The sequence below is a fragment of the Pseudoduganella sp. RAF19 genome (genome assembly GCF_052114165.1).
Classification (GTDB): Bacteria; Pseudomonadota; Gammaproteobacteria; order Burkholderiales; family Burkholderiaceae_D; genus Rugamonas.
Window position 1 is genome coordinate 216,868 of the sequence record NZ_JBFREF010000009.1, and the last position, 17,374, is coordinate 234,241.

Annotated in this window: 18 protein-coding genes and 1 pseudogene; 13 read left to right on the forward strand and 6 right to left on the reverse strand. The window is 62.2% G+C overall.

What is annotated here, in order from left to right:
• Window positions 1-5: 5 nt before the first annotated feature.
• The 3 genes and pseudogenes from AB4Z19_RS23590 to AB4Z19_RS23600 all read right to left on the reverse strand — a co-directional run bounded on the left by AB4Z19_RS23590 (window position 6) and on the right by AB4Z19_RS23600 (window position 2,809).
• Window positions 6-1,631: a methyl-accepting chemotaxis protein gene (locus AB4Z19_RS23590; protein ID WP_442022667.1), complete on the reverse strand. Its 1,626-nt coding sequence runs from the start codon at window positions 1,629-1,631 to the stop codon at window positions 6-8.
• Between the two features lie 65 nt (window positions 1,632-1,696).
• Window positions 1,697-1,831: pseudogene (locus AB4Z19_RS23595) on the reverse strand (YiaA/YiaB family inner membrane protein); the annotation flags it as partial.
• 30 nt (window positions 1,832-1,861) lie between these two features.
• On the reverse strand, window positions 1,862-2,809 hold the full coding sequence (locus AB4Z19_RS23600) for a DUF808 domain-containing protein (RefSeq protein WP_442022668.1): 948 nt from the start codon (window positions 2,807-2,809) through the stop codon (window positions 1,862-1,864).
• An 87-nt stretch (window positions 2,810-2,896) separates the two neighbouring features.
• Here AB4Z19_RS23600 and AB4Z19_RS23605 point away from each other — a divergent pair, with 87 nt between their 5' ends.
• On the forward strand, window positions 2,897-3,541 hold the full coding sequence (locus tag AB4Z19_RS23605) for a LysE family transporter (RefSeq protein WP_442022669.1): 645 nt from the start codon (window positions 2,897-2,899) through the stop codon (window positions 3,539-3,541).
• A gap of 160 nt (window positions 3,542-3,701) precedes the next feature.
• Window positions 3,702-5,807 (forward strand): DUF6600 domain-containing protein, encoded by a 2,106-nt coding sequence (locus tag AB4Z19_RS23610; protein ID WP_442036179.1) that lies wholly within the window; start codon window positions 3,702-3,704, stop codon window positions 5,805-5,807.
• 170 nt (window positions 5,808-5,977) lie between these two features.
• Here the strand turns inward: AB4Z19_RS23610 and AB4Z19_RS23615 are convergent, their stop codons facing one another.
• Window positions 5,978-6,445 carry a phage regulatory CII family protein gene (locus AB4Z19_RS23615; RefSeq protein WP_442036181.1) on the reverse strand — a complete coding sequence of 156 codons (468 nt, stop codon included), beginning with the start codon at window positions 6,443-6,445 and terminating at the stop codon, window positions 5,978-5,980.
• A 121-nt stretch (window positions 6,446-6,566) separates the two neighbouring features.
• Here AB4Z19_RS23615 and AB4Z19_RS23620 point away from each other — a divergent pair, with 121 nt between their 5' ends.
• The 4 genes from AB4Z19_RS23620 to AB4Z19_RS23635 all read left to right on the forward strand — a co-directional run bounded on the left by AB4Z19_RS23620 (window position 6,567) and on the right by AB4Z19_RS23635 (window position 9,335).
• A complete protein-coding gene (locus tag AB4Z19_RS23620) occupies window positions 6,567-7,388 on the forward strand; it encodes a hypothetical protein (RefSeq protein WP_442022672.1) in 822 nt (273 codons plus the stop codon).
• Window positions 7,389-7,391: 3 nt separating this feature from the next.
• Window positions 7,392-8,171 (forward strand): DUF2491 family protein, encoded by a 780-nt coding sequence (locus tag AB4Z19_RS23625; protein ID WP_442036183.1) that lies wholly within the window; start codon window positions 7,392-7,394, stop codon window positions 8,169-8,171.
• Window positions 8,172-8,206: 35 nt separating this feature from the next.
• Window positions 8,207-8,968: a hypothetical protein gene (locus tag AB4Z19_RS23630; RefSeq protein WP_442022674.1), complete on the forward strand. Its 762-nt coding sequence runs from the start codon at window positions 8,207-8,209 to the stop codon at window positions 8,966-8,968.
• A 91-nt stretch (window positions 8,969-9,059) separates the two neighbouring features.
• Window positions 9,060-9,335: a DUF493 family protein gene (locus tag AB4Z19_RS23635; RefSeq protein WP_442022675.1), complete on the forward strand. Its 276-nt coding sequence runs from the start codon at window positions 9,060-9,062 to the stop codon at window positions 9,333-9,335.
• Here the strand turns inward: AB4Z19_RS23635 and gcvA are convergent, their stop codons facing one another.
• Complete coding sequence (gcvA, locus tag AB4Z19_RS23640; RefSeq protein WP_442022676.1) at window positions 9,336-10,229, reverse strand: transcriptional regulator GcvA; 894 nt, start codon at window positions 10,227-10,229, stop codon at window positions 9,336-9,338.
• A 99-nt stretch (window positions 10,230-10,328) separates the two neighbouring features.
• On the opposite strand from gcvA, the gene yfcF reads away from it, so the two are divergent.
• The 5 genes from yfcF (at window position 10,329) to AB4Z19_RS23665 (ending at window position 15,734) form a co-directional block, all read left to right on the forward strand.
• Window positions 10,329-10,958, forward strand: coding sequence for a glutathione transferase (gene yfcF / locus AB4Z19_RS23645; RefSeq protein WP_442022677.1), 630 nt, complete (start codon window positions 10,329-10,331; stop codon window positions 10,956-10,958).
• A 147-nt stretch (window positions 10,959-11,105) separates the two neighbouring features.
• On the forward strand, window positions 11,106-11,774 hold the full coding sequence (lipB, locus tag AB4Z19_RS23650) for a lipoyl(octanoyl) transferase LipB (protein ID WP_442022678.1): 669 nt from the start codon (window positions 11,106-11,108) through the stop codon (window positions 11,772-11,774).
• 9 nt (window positions 11,775-11,783) lie between these two features.
• Window positions 11,784-12,740 carry a lipoyl synthase gene (lipA, locus tag AB4Z19_RS23655; RefSeq protein WP_442022679.1) on the forward strand — a complete coding sequence of 319 codons (957 nt, stop codon included), beginning with the start codon at window positions 11,784-11,786 and terminating at the stop codon, window positions 12,738-12,740.
• Between the two features lie 291 nt (window positions 12,741-13,031).
• The gene (locus tag AB4Z19_RS23660; protein ID WP_442022680.1) at window positions 13,032-13,331 is read left to right on the forward strand and encodes a hypothetical protein; all 300 of its coding nucleotides are present in this window, start codon (window positions 13,032-13,034) and stop codon (window positions 13,329-13,331) included.
• Window positions 13,332-13,643: 312 nt separating this feature from the next.
• The gene (locus tag AB4Z19_RS23665; RefSeq protein ID WP_442036185.1) at window positions 13,644-15,734 is read left to right on the forward strand and encodes a TonB-dependent receptor family protein; all 2,091 of its coding nucleotides are present in this window, start codon (window positions 13,644-13,646) and stop codon (window positions 15,732-15,734) included.
• Between the two features lie 4 nt (window positions 15,735-15,738).
• Here AB4Z19_RS23665 and AB4Z19_RS23670 read toward each other — a convergent pair whose 3' ends face one another.
• Window positions 15,739-15,993: a DUF6966 domain-containing protein gene (locus tag AB4Z19_RS23670; RefSeq protein WP_442022682.1), complete on the reverse strand. Its 255-nt coding sequence runs from the start codon at window positions 15,991-15,993 to the stop codon at window positions 15,739-15,741.
• Window positions 15,994-16,186: 193 nt separating this feature from the next.
• On the opposite strand from AB4Z19_RS23670, the gene AB4Z19_RS23675 reads away from it, so the two are divergent.
• Both AB4Z19_RS23675 and AB4Z19_RS23680 read left to right on the forward strand, forming a co-directional pair.
• Window positions 16,187-16,609 carry a PaaI family thioesterase gene (locus tag AB4Z19_RS23675; RefSeq protein ID WP_442036187.1) on the forward strand — a complete coding sequence of 141 codons (423 nt, stop codon included), beginning with the start codon at window positions 16,187-16,189 and terminating at the stop codon, window positions 16,607-16,609.
• Window positions 16,606-17,268: a uracil-DNA glycosylase gene (locus AB4Z19_RS23680; RefSeq protein ID WP_442030381.1), complete on the forward strand. Its 663-nt coding sequence runs from the start codon at window positions 16,606-16,608 to the stop codon at window positions 17,266-17,268. Before AB4Z19_RS23675 ends, AB4Z19_RS23680 begins: the two co-directional genes overlap by 4 nt.
• Window positions 17,269-17,374 lie beyond the last annotated feature (106 nt).

Sequence of the window (17,374 nt, forward strand, 5' to 3'; positions counted from 1 at the left end):
GGATATCAGGCGGAGGCCAGCTGCAGCACGGCCGGGCGTTTGCCGGCGCGCGAGCGGCTTGCTTTGCCGAACTTGAACAGGCTGACGGCTTGCGTCAGACCGAAAGCCTCTTCCGCCAGGCTGCTCGCTGCTGCGGCGGCTTCTTCGACCAGCGCAGCGTTTTGCTGTGTGACCTGGTCCATGTGGGCGATGGCTTGGTTGACCTGGTCCACGCCGATGCTTTGCTCGCGGGACGCGGTCGAGATTTCCTGCATGATTTCGGTGACACGCTTCACCGATGACACCACCTGCTCCATCGTCGTGCCGGCCCGCTGCGCGCGCTCCATGCCGTCGCTCACTTTGCCGACCGAGACTTCGATCAGCTGCTTGATGTCCTTGGCCGCGGCGGAGGAGCGCTGCGCCAGATGCCGCACTTCGCCTGCCACGACAGCGAAGCCGCGTCCCTGTTCGCCGGCCCGTGCTGCTTCGACGGCGGCATTCAGGGCCAGGATGTTGGTCTGGAAGGCGATGCCTTCGATCAGGGCGATGATGTCCACGATGCGCCGGGATGAGCTGTTGATTTCGTCCATGGTGGCGATGACGTCGGCCACGATGGTGCCGCCCTGTACTGCCACATCGGAGGCGGCCAGCGCCAGCATATTGGCCTGCTGCGAATTGTCCGCATTGGCTTTGACGGTGGACGAGAACTGCTCGATGCTTGATGCAGTCTCTTCCAGGCTGGCTGCCTGCGATTCGGTGCGGCCGGACAGGTCCTGGTTGCCGACGGCGATCTGGCGCGTGGCCACCGCCATGGTTTCCACGTTCACACGCACGTCGCGGATGGTGGCGATCAGATTGCTGTTCATTTGCTGCAGGGCGCGCAGCAGCTGGCCCACTTCGTCCGAGCTGTCGCTCTCGAAGGTGCCGGACAGGTCGCCCGCCGCGATCTGGCGGGCGCCATCCAGGGCGCGGCTCAATGGCTGCAGCATGCCGGCGCGCAGCGTATGCCACAGGAAGACATTGACCAGCAGGCCGATCGCCGTAGCGCCAAAGATGCCGAAGCGGACTGCCTCGCCGCCATCGCCGAACAGACTCGCGATGCACACGGCGGCCAGCAGCACGTTCGTCACGCTGGTGCAGGCCCAGATGCGCATGGCCAGCGAGACGTGGCTCAGACGCGCCAACCAACCGCCGACACCACGATGGATGACGTGGCCATGCCTGATCGTGATGCTCTGCGTGCCGTGTTCGCGGATTTCGCGGTAGGCTGCTTCAGCGGCGGCGACCTGCGAGCGCTCGGCCTTGGTGCGGACGGACATGTAACCGATGGTGCGGCCGTTCTCGCGGATCGGCGTGATATTGGCGCGCACCCAGTAGTAGCCGCCGTTCTTGCAGCGGTTCTTGACGATGCCGGTCCACGGCAGTCCGGCCTTAATGGAAGCCCACAGGTCTGTAAACGCTTCTTTCGGCATGTCCGGGTGGCGGACGATATTCTGTGGCGAGCCAATCAGCTCTTCGGACGTGAAGCCGCTGACTTGCTCGAAATAGGGATTGATGTAGGTGATGTTCCCGTCCAAGTCAGTTTTCGAGACGATGGCTTGATCCTCGTCCAGCTCAACTTCCTGATTCGTTACCGGTAAATTAACTCGCATGGCGCACTCCTGAGTTCACAGGAGTGCAGTCTAGGGATTTGGGGCCAAAAAATAATTGATCTGGGTCAAGTTTGGCCCAGAGCCGCGATATCCCGAACATTCTTCTGCACGGCTACCGCAGCGAACAGGCTTAGCACATAGGACATGCCGTAAAACCCCTTTTCCCTCGGCGCCATCCCGGCATTCCACAGCCCGGCGAGACAGGCGGCAATGTCGATCAGGTGCGCGGATTAGCCCTGGCGTTTGAGGCTGCGCAAGAGGCGGCTGCTGAGGGTGACGGCGGCGAGGACGAGGGCGCCGGCGACGACGCCGATGATGGCTTCCAGCGCGACGGACGCCAGGAAGGCGAGCACGGGGCCGATGCCGCCGACGCCACCTGCGGCTTCCGCTGCGTGCTCGGCGGCGTGGTGCAGCGCGGGAATGCCGTGGGAAAGAATGCTGCCGCCGACCGTGAACATGGCCAGCGTGCCGGCCACCGACAGGAATTTCATCAGCTTCGGCGCCGCCGCCAGCAGGAACCCGCCCAACTTGTGCACCGCGGCGCTGGCGCCCTTCAGGCGGCACAGGTACAGGCCTGCGTCGTCCATCTTCACGATACCCGCCACGATGCCATACACGCCGATGGTCATGATCACGGCCACGCCAGCCAGCACGGCCACCTGCTGGCCGAATGGCGCGCTGGCCACCGTGCCGAGGGCAATCACAATAATCTCCGCCGACAGAATGAAATCGGTGCGGATGGCGCCCTTGATTTTGTCCTTCTCAAGCGCCACCAGGTCGACTGTTTCATCGGCCACGGCGGCCGTCAGCTCGGCGTGATGCTGTTCGTCTTCCGCTTCGCTATGCAGGAATTTGTGTGCCAGCTTTTCGAAGCCTTCAAAGCACAGGTAGGCGCCGCCCAGCATCAGCAGCGGCGTAATCGCCCAGGGAGCAAAGGCGCTGATGGCCAGCGCCGCGGGAACCAGAATGGCCTTGTTCTTCAGCGAACCCACGCCCACCGCCATCACCACGGGCAACTCGCGATCGGCGCGCACGCCGGCTACCTGCTCGGCGTTCAGCGCCAGATCGTCGCCCAGTACACCTGCGGTCTTTTTGGCCGCGAGTTTGCTCATGGCGGCCACGTCGTCCAGGATGGTGGCGATATCGTCGATCAAGGCGAGCAGGCTGCTACCGGCCATTAGCAAACTCCTAAGAATGAAATCCCGACAATCTAACACGAGCGGTGAGGCAAGCTACAATGGAATTTTTGCCTGTCGGGAATTGCCATGAGCTTCGCCACCTGGATCACCTTTGTCATCGCCGCCGCCATCATTGCTGTGTCGCCGGGTTCCGGCGCGGTGCTGTCGATGTCGCATGGATTGTCCTATGGCGTGAAAAAGACCAGCGCCACCATTCTCGGCCTGCAAATAGGCCTGCTGCTGGTGCTGGCGATTGCCGGCGCGGGCGTCGGCTCGCTGCTGCTGGCATCGGAAGTGGCATTCAATGTGGTGAAGACGATTGGCGCGATCTACCTGATCTGGCTTGGCCTGTGCCAGTGGCGCGCCAAGGTGCAGATCGGCGACCGTGCGGGGGTGACCGTGCAATCGGTGCTGCCGTCCTTCCGCAAGCGTGTGCTGACTGGTTTTCTGACGAATGCTACCAACCCTAAAGGCATCATTTTCATGGTGGCCGTGCTGCCGCAGTTCATTTCCCAGAGCGCGCCCCTGCTGCCGCAACTGGGCATCCTGGCCGTGACCATGTGCGTTATCGACCTGACGGTGATGCATAGCTATGCTTTCCTGGCATCGTCGATGCAGCGTTTCTTCCGCGACGCCAGCGCGCTGAAAAAGCAGAATCGCGTGTTTGGCGGTTTGCTGATGCTGATCGGCTCCGCCCTGTTCTTCGTCAAACGCGGCGGGGCGCACGCTTAAACCAAAGGCGTAACCCAGGTGGCTGCCACGCCGTGGCAGCCACCCGCCTCACGCCTTGGGTTTTCTTCGCTCCGGGTCCTTTGCAAACATTTGTAACGGACGTCGTCGAGTTACGTTTTCAAGCGTTAAATGAAAACAAAAACACTATCGGAGTGGAGACATGAAGCGCAAGATTGTGCATTTCCTGCTACTGGCGGCGCTGGTGGCAGTGTCGTCGCTGGCTTTGGCCGATCCGCCTACGCGCGTGGGACGCATGTCCGTGGTCGAAGGCCAGGTCACCCTGGACGCCAACGGCGACGAGCAAACCGGCAACCTGTTGAACTGGCCGGTCACCACGGGCAACCATGTCACCACCGCCCCAGGCGCGCGCGCGGAGTTCCGCATCGGCTCCTCGGCCGTGCGCGTGGACGGCGATTCCGACGTTGAAATCATCGCGCTGGACGAAGAGAGCATGCGTCTGCGCCTGAACTACGGCACGGCCAGTGTGCGCATTCGCGATGGCCAGGATCTGGGCGGCTTCGACCTGACCACGCCGCAAGCGCGCGTCGTCATGACCCAGCCCGGCACGGTGCGTGTCGATACCGAACGCGCGCCGGATACCACCGTAGTCTCCGTGCTGGCGGGCGCAGCGCAAGTGCAGTCGGGTAACGAAATGGTCACCGGCGGCAGCGGCAAGCGCATCGAAGTGCGCGGCGACGAGTTTTACACCAGCCTGGCGGTGCGCGACCGCTTCGACGACTGGGTGCAGACACGCGACCGCCGCGAGGAAGGCTTGCCTGCCACCCGCTACATTCCCACCGACGTCACCGGCTACGAAGAGTTGGACCAGTACGGCAGCTGGGCCGATAACAACGAATATGGCGCTCTGTGGACCCCACGCCTGGTGCCGGTGGGCTGGGCGCCATATCGCGATGGCCGCTGGGTGTGGGTTGATCCCTGGGGCTGGACCTGGGTCGATAACTCGCCCTGGGGTTATGCACCTTTCCACTACGGCCGCTGGGTCGTGGTGAATAACCGCTGGTGCTGGGCACCGGGCCGCTGGCAGGGCCGTCCTGTGTGGGCGCCGGCGCTGGTGGGCTGGGTTGGCGGTGCCAATTGGAGCGTGACTTTCGGTAGCCGCTCGGGTCCGGGCGTGGGCTGGTATCCGCTGACGCCGCGCGACCACTTCGTACCGTCTTACCGCGTGACCACCGTGTATGAAAACCGTGTGGCCTGGCGCCACCGCAGCGATGACCGCTGGCAGGAGCGCTGGGTCGACCGCAACCACGATGGACGCCGCGATGGTGTGACCGTGCTGCCGCGCGACCAGTTCGAACATCGCCGTTCAATCTCCGTGGCCAATGTGCCGCGCGGCCAGGTGACGCCGGCACAGATTCGCAATGTGCCGCAGGCTCCTGCACCAAGGCCGCAAATTACTGCGCCGGTGCGTCCGGGGAATGTCGCAGGGCGTCCGGACTGGCGCGAACGTGAGCGTGAGAACCAGCAGCGGGACAACCGGGGTGTGGAGAACCGCGGTGACCAGTGGCGCGACCGCATCCGCGCCGATAATCAGCAGCAGCGTAATGAGCAACAGCGCGAACAGCGCCAGGAGCGGGGCGCCGAGCAGCGCTTCGAGCAGCCGCGTAATGTGATCAGCACCAATCCGCAGGCAGGTATGAGGCAGGTGCCGGCGCCGCAGCCGCAGCAAGGCATCCTGAGCACGACGCCGCCGCCTGCCGCCCGCCAGCAAGCGGAAGAGCGTGACCGGATGGCACGCCAGCAGACTGAAGAACGCGATCGCAATACGCGTCAGCAGGCCGAGGAGCGTGACCGCAACGCGCGCCAGGCCGCGGACCGGGACCGCATGGCACGTCAGCAGACCGAGGAGCGCGATCGCAATGCGCGCCAGGCCGCGGATCGGGATCGCATGGCACGCCAGCAGGCCGACGAGCGCAACGCGCGCCAGCAAGCGGAAGAACGTAATGCCCGCCAGCAGGCCGAGGAACGCAACGCCCGCCAGCAGCAGGAAATGCGCAATCGCGAGGAAATGCAGAATCGCGACCGCGAGCGCCGTGAAGCGCAGGCGCGTGAGATTCGCGAAGCGCGCGACAACCGTCCGCCGGTGCAGATCAGCCAGCCGCGTCCGGAGCCGCAACAAGCACCGCGCCAGGCAATGCCTGCACCGCAGCCGCAGCAAGCACATGAACAGCCGCAGCCGCGGCGCGAGGAGCGCCACGAACGCGGTGGCGATCGGGACGACAAGCGCGGACGCGAAAATTCGCGGTAACCGTTTAACCTCAAAAATCGGCGGACCAGCCGCCGATTCTTGCGCTTTGTCACAAAGCCGTAGCGAATGAAGGGTACATTTCTGTACCGTTTGATTCATCACCGCTTTGTCCCGACTAATTCCTGCAAATTAGTCTTTGGCCGGCTCCCTTAACAGGAGCTGGCCTTTTTTTATTTCTGCTCGCGCGCCCGCTGGCGGATGCGCTCGCGCCACTCGCCCAGCGCGGACAGCGCGCCGTGAAATTCCTTCTCGATCAGGTCGGCTTCAGCCTCGGTCACCTTGCCGTCCAGCAGTGCGTCGGAAACCGCCTCCGCCACCGCACCCACCTGCGCCATGACGCGGCAGACGGTCTGCGAGAGGTCATCGCTGCCCACTTCATCCGGCACCGGCACCACGAAAGCCGCCATGCCGTGGCGGTTCAGCAGCGCATGCAGCGGCAGCATCGCATCCGGCACGCCGGCGGAACGGCAGTGCTCCAGGATGGCCGACACCTCCTCAAAGGACGGGTAGTGCGAGGCGATGCTCGGTGCCAGCTTGTTGCGCAGCACGTTCACGGAGATGCCCATGCATTGCGCCAGCGCGTCCAGCCCGCCCGGATAACCGCGGGCGACCTTGTACAGCGCATCGTGTTGATTCATGTCTAAGTACTTGCGAGTCATGGTGAAGCGGACCTTTTATTACCGATGATTTTATGTTGTGCGAACGATAAGCTGACCTTCATCGCAAGCTTTTCTTATTAACCGACAACGGTGAAAGACCATGATTAAGCGTCTTCGCAATGCCCTGGTACTCGCGCTGCTCCTGCCTTTGGCCACGATGTCCGTGGCCGATGCGCGTCCCGGCGGCTCGTCGTTCCGAGGCGGATTTTCGTCGCAAAAGAGCGCGGCGGCAAGAAGTTCCGCAGCGCCCAAGCAGCCCTCATTCGGCAGCTTCGGTTCGCGCAAGCCGGATGCAGCGCCCGCCAGCAAGCAGGATAGCGTACGCGGCAGCTCGGCCGCCTCGCGTGACCTGGACCAGCGCGCCTCGCAGGACCGCGCACTGCGCAACTGGGACTCGCGTAACAGCTCGACTGCTTCGTCCGGCAGTAACGGCTCCGGCGCGGCTGGCTCCAGCGCGGCCAACCATGGCACTACCGCGCTGCCACCGCTGAATCCGGTGCAGCCCGGCGGCAGCAGTTACAGCGGCTACGGCCAGGCTGGCGCACCAATGTCGCCCGCGCCGGTCGTGATCCGCGAGCGTAGCGGCAGCAGCCCGTGGCTGTGGGGGCTGGGCGGCTACCTGCTGGGCAGCCATGCGCTGTCGCGCGCTCAGACCGTGCCTGCTCCTGCGCCGTCGTCCGCGCCAAGCACGACCACGATCTCGACGGATGACGCCGCCACCGGTGCCGTAAGCAATGACGCCGCCGGTGGCGTCGCCCAGTCGCTGCCGAGCACGGCTCCGGCAGCCAAGCAGGAGCGCAGCACGATTCGTACGCTGACCTGGGCGCTGCTGATCTTCGGCTTCGCCTGGTTGCTGTGGATTGGCTGGCGCCGCAACAAGTCGGCGAAAAAGAACGCTAACTATTCGTTTGAAAGGAACTGAGTCATGGGCTGGAAAGATGCAATCGGCTATCTGCGCAGCAATGTTCGCCGCGATACGGAGACCGAACAGCAAGACCTTGGCCTGCCGATGCAAGCCCGTATCGGCAGTCTGGTCAGCCTGCAACTGTCGCCGCTGCTGCGTGCCAATACGTCCGGTTCGCTGATCGCGCTGCCGGACGAAGCGGACACCCGCATCGTGGCCATTTCGCAGATGAAGCTGACCATGTCCGGCCGTCTCTACCGCTACTACCTGGCGACCGGCGACAACGAAGGTGAGGAAAAGTTCCTGCAGCTTTACGCGGATTCCCAGGGCGAAGTGAAGGAAATTCTGTATTGCAGCGGTCTGGTGCGCGTCGTGCCGGAGTCTATCGCCGACCAGGACGCCTACACGGGCGCCAACGGCAGCGGACTCGGCGATCGCAATTACTCGGTCTGGCGCGAGCAGCTGCGGGAAGTCGGGCTGGAAGAGTCTGCGCTGGAACTGGTGTTTGGCAGCGAAGAAGCCATCGATTACCAGCGCGACGCCGGCGATGCCAATGAAGTTTTCGTGCCGCCCTACACCGGCACTGAAACCCGCCTGGACGACGCGCAGGGCATGAACGGCCTGAAGCAGCATCTTTACTACATGCCCTATGTGCGTGAGCTGCGCGACGGCGGCAAGGAGTATTTGCTGGTCACGACGGAAATTGTCCAGAGCGTGAACGGCGATGCAAGAAAACGAGGTATTCACGTCGATTTCGTCGTTGGAATACCTGTTGAGCAGGAACGGCTGGTCATTCAATGACCGCCGCACATCATCCACCACTGAAAGGAAAGCAAATGAGCAACTCGAATGGCTGGGCACTGACCGCACGACTGATCTCCAAGCATTTCGGCGCGCTGGGCGACCGCGTGTCCGAGGCCATTGCCAGCTTTGATCCGGAAACCGCGACCGAGGCCGATCGCGACCGTCTTGCCGACACCTTGCGTAGCGCCGCGCAGAAACTGGCCTCCGCCCGCGCTTCCTTCGACAAGGAGCGCAAGGATGTGATCCGCCTGCGCGAACTGATCGCCACCGACGAAAAAGCTGCCGGAACCTTGGGCGAGCGTCTGGCGGCCGGCCAGATCTCGGAAGCGACCATCAACCTGTTCTGCGACGAGCTGGAAGCCAACAAGAACCGCCTGCCGCAGGAAATCCAGGAGGAAGCCGATGCCCAGGCCTACATGGACGAGCTGCAAAAGATCGTCGATGCGCTGTCTCAGCAGTTGGCCGACTTCGACGCAGCTGCCAAAAAGGCGATGCAAGCCCTGGCTTCCGCCAGAGCGCAGCGCGATCTGCAATCCGTACGCGCCGAGCGCCAGGAGCAGTTGTCCAGTCTGGCCGGCATGCGCGGCAACACCAGCGCCTTGAACGCGCTGACCAAGCGTGCGCAGCAGATCTCGAACGAGGCCGAGGGCATGAAAATCGTGTCCGACATCGGCCAGCGCCCTTACGACCAGGCGGCCGAGATTGATGCCATCCGCAAGTCGGTGACCCAGCCGGGCGCCGGCAGCGAGTCCGCTCTGGAGCGGCTGAAGCGGCTGTCGGCTAACGCCGCGTAAGAAATGCGCAGCGGCGGATCAATGATCCGCCCTACGCTAAAATAGAGGCTGGCGCGTGCTGTGCGCGCCAGCCTTTATTTTTGGAAAGAATATGAAAGCGATCCCACCTGAAGAGTCCCTCATCGAGTACCCGAGCGACTTCCCGATCAAGGTGATGGGCCCGACTCACGACGCCTTTGCCCCCACCATCCTGGAAGTGGTGCTCAAGCATGACCCGACCTGCCACGAAGGCAAGATCGAAGCCCGCCCGTCCGCCAAGGGCAATTTCACCGGTCTGACCGTGACCGTGCGCGCTATCAGCCGCGAGCAGCTCGACGCACTCTACACCGAGCTGTCCGGCCACCCGATGGTGAAAATCGTCATGTAATCAGGGCTGGGCTTTCGCGATTTCGGCTTTCAGCCAGTCGCGGAAGGCCCGCACCTGAGGCTTGCCGTAGGCGCCCTGCGGACTGACGAGGTAATAGTTCTCCGGACAGGGTGCCGTAATATCAAACAGCCGGATCAGCTGTCCGGACGCGATCTCCTGCATCGCCACCACATGGCGCACCAGCGCCACCCCATCGCCGTCCACGGCTGAGCGGATCAGCATCGACAAATCCTCGTACAGCACGCCGCCGGATGGCTCCGCCAGCGGTAGTTTGGCCGCCTTGAACCAGGGCATCCAGGGTTCATCCGAGCGCAGCAGAACGGCGTTCGCCAGATCGCGTGGCTCGACAGGTAGCGATCCATGACGATAGTGTGGGCTCACTACGGGATAGTAGATCTCGCCCATCAAGCGCTCGGAAACCAGGCCCGGATAGCGTCCCTGACCGAAGCGGATGCCGACGTCGATGCCTTCCCGCACCAGATCCTGCAACTGGCTGCTGGCCTGCAAACTGACTTCGATATCCGGATGCTGCTCGATAAAAGCGCCCAGCCGCGGCGCCAGCCAGCGCGCCGCAAACGACGGAATGGACGTGACGGTCAGGCGCTGGATACTGTTTTCCGCCGGCCGCAGCGTTTCGGCGGCGCGGGCGATGTCATCCACCGCGCGGGCGATCGCCTCGGCGAAGCGCTTGCCGTCCGGTGTCACGCGCACTTGGCGGCCATTGCGGATGAAGAGTACGACGCCGAGTTCCTCCTCCAGCGCACGCACCTGGTGGCTGATCGCGCCGTGGGTCAGGCACAGCTCCTCCGCCGCGCGCGAAAAATTCTCATGCCGTGCTGCCGCCTCGAAGGCGCGCAGGGCGGAGAAATTCGGCAGGCGCGGCAGCTCGCTCATGTGTGAGAAAAATTAACAAGGACAACGAAAATATATCGTTTTGGCATGCACTGCTCAAGGCCTACCATGTGAATAAATCTACACTAGCCGGAGCCAGCCGTGAGCCTCAAACTGTATGTCGATAGCGAATTCACCAGTCCTTACGCGATCTCCGCCTTCGTCGCCTTGCGCGAAAAAGGTCTGGATTTCGAACTGGAGACGGTGGACCTGACCACCGGACAGAACAAGGAGCTGGCATATACCGGCAAGGCGCTGACCGGCCGCGTCCCCTGCCTGGTGCACAACGAGTTCATGCTGACCGAGTCCAGCGCCATCGACGAATACCTGGACGAGATGTTCCCGGCGCCTGAATACAAGGCCCTGTACCCGGTTTTACCTCAGAAGCGCGCCATCGCCCGCCAGATCCAGGCCTGGATTCGCAGCGATTTGCAGGCATTGCGCGAAGAACGCAGCACTTACACGGTGTTTTACCGCCGTGCGGAGAAACCGCTTTCCAGCGAGGCGCAGGCGGCAGCGGACAAGCTGATCCGCCTGGCCGAGCAGGTGATCGACGGCCAGTACCTGTTCGGGCGCTGGTGTATCGCCGATATGGACCTGGCCATCATGCTCAGCCGCCTGGTCATGAATGGCGACCCGGTGCCGCAAAAGCTGAAGGATTACGTTGCCACCCAGTGGCAGCGGGATTCCCTGCAAGATTGGCTAAAGTACATCAACCTGCAGCCGGCTTGATAACAACCCCAAATCAAACCCAGGTGGCAGGCACGCCGTGCCTGCCACCAGTTTCTGCCTTGGGTTCAAGGAAACTGCTCAGTCATTAAGCAGAGGCAGGGCGCGCCAAGTATAATGGCGGGGCGTTTTCAACAACGAAATGTCCCGATGTCGATTCAGCCGGCGGTGATCCGCCACCTCGGCCACGCCGAATACGAGCCCACCTTCGCCGCCATGCGCGCCTTCACGGACGCGCGCCAGGCCGATACGCCCGACGAACTCTGGATCGTCGAGCACCCGCCCGTGTTCACGCTTGGCCTGGGCGCCGACAAGGGCCACCTGCTGGCTGGCGCTGCCCAGATTCCCACGGTGCAGACCGACCGCGGCGGCGAAGTGACCTATCACGGCCCTGGCCAGGTGGTGATTTACCTGATGATGGACCTGCGCCGCAACAAGCCGGGCGGCAAGCTGTTTGCCCGCCAGTTTGTGCACAAAATCGAGCAGGCGATTATCAATGTGCTGGCAGCGTATAATCTTGCCGGCGAGCGCATCGAAGGCGCGCCAGGCATCTACATCGCCGAGGGACCCAAAAAAGGCGCGAAAATCGCCGCCCTGGGCCTGAAGGTACGCGGCAATGGCTGCACCTACCACGGCGTTTCGCTGAATGTGGGGATGGACCTGTCCCCCTTCACCTGGATCAATCCCTGCGGTTATGCCGGCCTGGAAACGGTCGACATGCGCACGATGGGCGTGGAAGCGCCCCTGGCCGACGTGCAGGACGCGCTGGCCCAAGAGCTGGTGCGGCTGTTGGATGTCGCCGAAACTGAAACTACCTGAGAAGCAGCTATGACCTACAACCCAAGTGACAAGCAAAAAGGCGCCGACAAAACTTCGCGCATTCCCATCAAGATCATCCCGATCGAGCCGGTGGAGCGCCTGAAGAAGCCTGACTGGATTCGCGTTAAAGCTGCTTCCCAATCCTCGCGCTTCTTCGAGATCAAGGACATCCTGCGCGAAAACAAGCTGGTCACCGTGTGCGAAGAGGCAAGCTGCCCGAATATCGGCGAATGCTTCGGCAAGGGCACCGCGACCTTCATGATCATGGGCGACAAGTGCACCCGCCGCTGCCCGTTCTGCGACGTGGGCCACGGCCGTCCTGATCCGCTGGACGTGAATGAGCCGCAGAATCTGGCCAACACCATCGCCAAGCTGCGACTGAGCTACGTCGTGATTACTTCCGTTGACCGCGACGACCTGCGCGACGGCGGCGCCGGCCACTTCGTCGAGTGCATCACCAAGACCAAGGAACTGTCGCCGAAGACCCAGATCGAAGTGCTGGTGCCGGACTTCCGCGGCCGCCTGGAAAAAGCCCTGAACATCTTCGCCGACGGCCTGCCGGACGTGATGAACCACAACCTGGAAACCGTGCCGCGCCTGTACAAGGAAGCGCGTCCGGGTGCGGACTACCTGCACTCGCTGAAGCTGCTCAAGGACTTCAAGGCCATGTACCCGCACGTGAAGACCAAGTCCGGCCTGATGGTTGGCCTGGGCGAGACCGACGAAGAGATCCTGCAAGTGATGCGCGACATGCGCGAGCACGACATCGACATGCTGACCATCGGCCAGTACCTCGCACCGTCCAACAGCCACCTGCCGGTGCGCCGCTACGTGCACCCGGACGTGTTCAAGATGTTCGAAGAAGAAGCGTATAAAATGGGCTTCGCCCACGCCGCCGTCGGCGCCATGGTCCGCTCCTCCTACCACGCCGACGAGCAAGCCCACGGCTTGCTCGAACAAGCGTAATTTGACCTGCCTCACCCAGGGCCGCTTTTCTTGCGGCCCTGGCGTTGTCCTACCTCAAAATCCCCCCCCGCAGCTTAGACCGATACTGACCTTCCCAACTTTGTTGCGGAAGGAACGCATGATTGACGTCGATAAGTTCGCCAACGAGCTGCGGGCAAAGCGCAGGCGGCATCAGCAAAGGCCGATGCGCGAAGTTCATAGGCATTGCACTAGTCGCCGCTGGTGTACATACCCGCATGCACCTCGGTGAAGCCAGGAGTTGTGGACTTCTCATCTTCCAGCCAGCGAAGCATGGCAATCCTGCCGGACATATCCAGGGTTATGACGGCGTGCGCAGATGAGTCTGCGCCGCGGTTTTTACGCGAGCCGTTGTCAGGTCCGCGGTACGACAGTGCTGATGCGCTCGCTCGCGATCATGCCGATCGCCTCGTCCGGACATTTGGAGGCGAAAAAAAATTGCAGAAAAAACTGCGACAGCAGCATATCGTAGCCCGCAAGCTGCCCTCGGCACTAAGGCTGGTTTATTCGCCCATTCTTCACAACGCGACCGATAAAAATGCCGCCAATGCCCCAGCAGGCCGCGATCGGTAAAGCGGGTACTAGCCAGAAGACCCACTCGGCCGCCCCTGCCGCGTCGGCCGTATTGGCGCTCAGCATGGCAAGCAATCCGGGAGAAACAATGAGCAGCCATCCTCCAAGGCAACCCAGGGGATAACTTATCCAACGGTGCTTGATAAAGTATCCCGCGGCTATTCCGACGAGGAACGACAATAGATAGATGTGCCACAGACTCAGGTGCATGCGTGCCCTCCCATCGGGCCAGTTTACCAAAGGCCGGGATTGACAGAACTTGCAAATGAGAAGTATTATCATTCTCATTTGTTGTCAAGTTTGCGCCTAATCATGTCCCGTTCACGTTCCGCAGCTTCCGTCCTCCCGTTCAAACCATCCCTGATCGCCGCAGCAGTGGTGCTACTGGCCGCGCCGGCCGTGTACGCGCAGCAGGCTGAGGAGGCGCCGATGGAGTCGATTACGATCACCGGCAGCTGGCTCGGTTCGGGCTTGCAGAACAGCGTGAAGAGCTTCCCTGGCGCGCGCACGGTGCTGCAGAAGGAAGACATCGATAACTCCGGCGCCTCGACCATTGGCGACGTGCTGCGCCGTATTCCCGGCGTGCAGGCGACGGAAAACTCGGGCACCGCCGGCAGCGCGATTTCGCTGAACATCGGCGTGCGCGGTCTGACGGGACGCTACTCGCCGCGCTCGACTGTGCTGCTGGACGGCATTCCGCTGGCAGTGGCGCCTTACGGCCAGCCGCAGCTGTCCTTCGCGCCGGTCAGCCTGAACAATATCGAATCCGTGGATGTGGTGCGCGGCGGCGGCGCAGTGCGCTACGGCCCGCAGAACGTGGGCGGCATCATCAACTTCCGCAGCCGTTCCATTCCGGACGCGCCGGGCGTCGTCGGTGAAGCGACGGTGCGCTATGGCGACTTCAGCCAGGGCGGCCACAACACCCAGTACAGCGCCTTCCTGGCGGACCAGCTGGACAACGGCCTTGGCGTCGCCCTGATGTATTCCGGCATGAGCGGCGGCGAATGGCGTGTTGGCACCGATGAGAAGGTGAACGACTTCGCCTTCAAGTGGCGCTACAAGATCGACCAGCACAGCCAGGTGTACGGCAAGCTGAGCTACTACGATGTGAAGTCCTTTACGCCGGGCGGTCTGACGGTGGCGCAATACAACGCCGATCCATTCCAGAACACCCGTCCTACCGACTTCTGGAACGGCGACCGCAAGGGCGCCGACGTTGGCTATCTGAACACCATCTCGGCCACCCAGGAATTCGAGGTCAAGGCGTACTACAACGAGAGTTTCCGCCAGAGCTCCCTGATCAATGCGGCGAAAACCCAGATCACTGTGCAGCCGCGTAACTACCAGGTGCTCGGCATCGAACCGCGCTATACCCAGCGCTTCGCCACCGGCAACCTGACGCACGATGTGACCGCCGGCTACCGATTCCTGCGCGAGCGCGGCGACGACAATACCTTCATTCACACCGTAGCGGCCGATAAGGATGGTGCAACGACCTCCTTCGATAACAGCACCGACGCCCATTCCTTCTACGTGGACGATCGCATCGCCTACGGCAAGTGGCGCATCACGCCGGGCGTGCGTTTCGAGCGCATCAGCTCCGACCGCCTGGACGTGAGCGCCAAGTCCACCTTCAGCACGGACAACAACAAGGCGCTGCCATCGCTGAACATCGCTTACCTGGTCAACCCGGCGCTGACCGTGTTCACCAACTACACCACCTCGTTTGGTCCGGTGCAGAACATCCAGCTGAACTCTCAGACGGCGGCCAATCCGCTCAAGCCTGAGCTGGCCCGCACCTACGAAATCGGCGGCCGCTGGAAGAATGGCCAGATCAGCGCTGAGCTGACCGCCTTCCGCCTGAAGTTCGACAACCAGATTCTGCAGGTGACGGGCTCCAATCCGGCCGTATTCCAGAATATCGGCGCCACCAAGCACGATGGCGTGGAATCGGCGATCGACTACAGCTTTGATGAAGCGAGCGTGCTGGCGGGCCTGAACGTGTTCGCGAACTACACCTGGACCAAGGCGATCCAGGAGTCCGGCACCACGGCCGGTCTGGACGTGCCGTTCTACTCGCGTAATACGGACACCATCGGCGCGCGCTATGCCATCGGCGACTGGACGCTGAACCTGTCCAGCACCCACCAGAGCAAGCAGTATTCGGATCTGACCAATACCGTGACCGAAGCCGCCAACGCGGCGGCAGGCGTGATCCCTGGCTTCCGTCTGTGGAACGCACAAGTGAACTGGAAGATGCCGCGCATGTCGGGCTACGAAGTAATGCTTGGCGTCAATAATCTGGCGGACAAGCGCTATTTCACCCGTAACGTGGACGGCAATGCGGGACGCATGGTAGGTGCGCCACGCACAGCCTATGTGCAGCTGCGCGTGGCGTATTGATTGATTACTGGCGCTGCTCGCCGTAGCACAGGTCGTACAGTTCGGTACGCAGCGCAGTAAATTCAGGATTGATCTTCAGGTCGCTCATCGAGCCGGCGCCGCCGAAGTAGTGCAGAATCTCGCCTTTTGCCGCCGAGCAATCCATCACGCTGAGTGCGCGGGCGCGGCCAAGCAGGCGCGCCCAGTCGGTCTGGCGGTTGTTTTCGAGTAGGTCTTCCATGCGCTGCACGATGCTGGACAGCTGCTCTTTCTCGTTCATAGGTTGTTCTCCGTCAAGGCCCGCGCAGGGCCAAAAGTTGCGTGAATTCACCTTGTGAGCTTTGCCTGTCCGGGCCTTCCATCCTTGTGAGACGAAAGGCATGCGGCATTGCGCTAGTCTACCTTGTTTCGGCCGCGGCTTCCTCCACAAAATGAAAAGGTTGATATCATTCAACCTTTAGAAGGAGCAGCGCATGAATCCGGATTTCACCGCAGAGTACGCCAACAAATTCGCCAAGGGCACTCTGCCCGATCACCTCAACATCCGCATCACTGAAGTCGGCGAAGGACTCTGCACAGCGGACATGGAAATCTCCAGGTTCCACCTCGCTCCCAACGGTTTCCTGCACGCCGGTTCCGTAGTCACGCTGGCCGACACCGCCTGCGGCCTGGCCTGCTTCGCCAACCTGCCGGAAGGCGCCAACAACTTCACCACCATCGAACTGAAGTCGAATCACCTCGGCACCGCGCGCGAAGGTGCAATCACCGTGAGCGCCAAGGCCGTGCACATGGGCCGCACCACCCAGGTGTGGGACGCCACCGTCAGCGACAAGTCGAACGGCAAGACCATTGCCCTGTTCCGCTGCACCCAGATGATCCTGTATCCGAAGGCATGACCGTCCGCATCGAAGCGTCGTGGAAGGATCAGCTCCAGCCGGAGTTTGAGAAGCCCTACTGGGACGGCCTGACGAGCTTCGTGCGCACCGAGTACCAATCGACGCAATGCTGCCCGGCGGGCAAGAACATCTTCCGCGCTTTCGACCTGACACCCTTCAATGATGTGAAGGTGGTCATTCTCGGCCAGGACCCGTATCACACACCGGGCGCAGCCATGGGCTTCTGCTTTTCCGTCCCCGATGGCAATCGCCCGCAACCGAGCCTGCAGAATATTTTCCGTGAGCTGGAGACGGACCTCGGCGTGGGCCGCCAGCGTACCGACTTGTCGGACTGGGCCGAACAGGGCGTGTTCCTTCTCAATAGCGTGCTGACTGTGCGCGCACGCGCGGCAGGTTCGCATGCAGGCAAGGGCTGGGAGACATTTACCGATAGCGCGATTCGCCGCCTGTCCGAACAGCGCGACGGCCTGGTCTTCATCCTGTGGGGCAGCTATGCGATCGCCAAGCGTGCACTGATGGATCCGCGCAAGCATCTGATCATCACCTCGCCGCATCCGTCGCCATTCTCGGCCGACAAAGGCTTCTTCGGCAGCCGTCCCTTCTCGCGCGCCAACGCTTATTTGTCGCAGCAAGGCAAAACGCCCATCAGTTGGGCATAAATGTGCGGCCATTCGCGCCGTGCTCAGCTACCATGTGTTCTTCGACCGGCGAGGAACAAGGACACATGAAAGCACGCATTCTTGGCGCTGCACTGCTGTGCGTCTC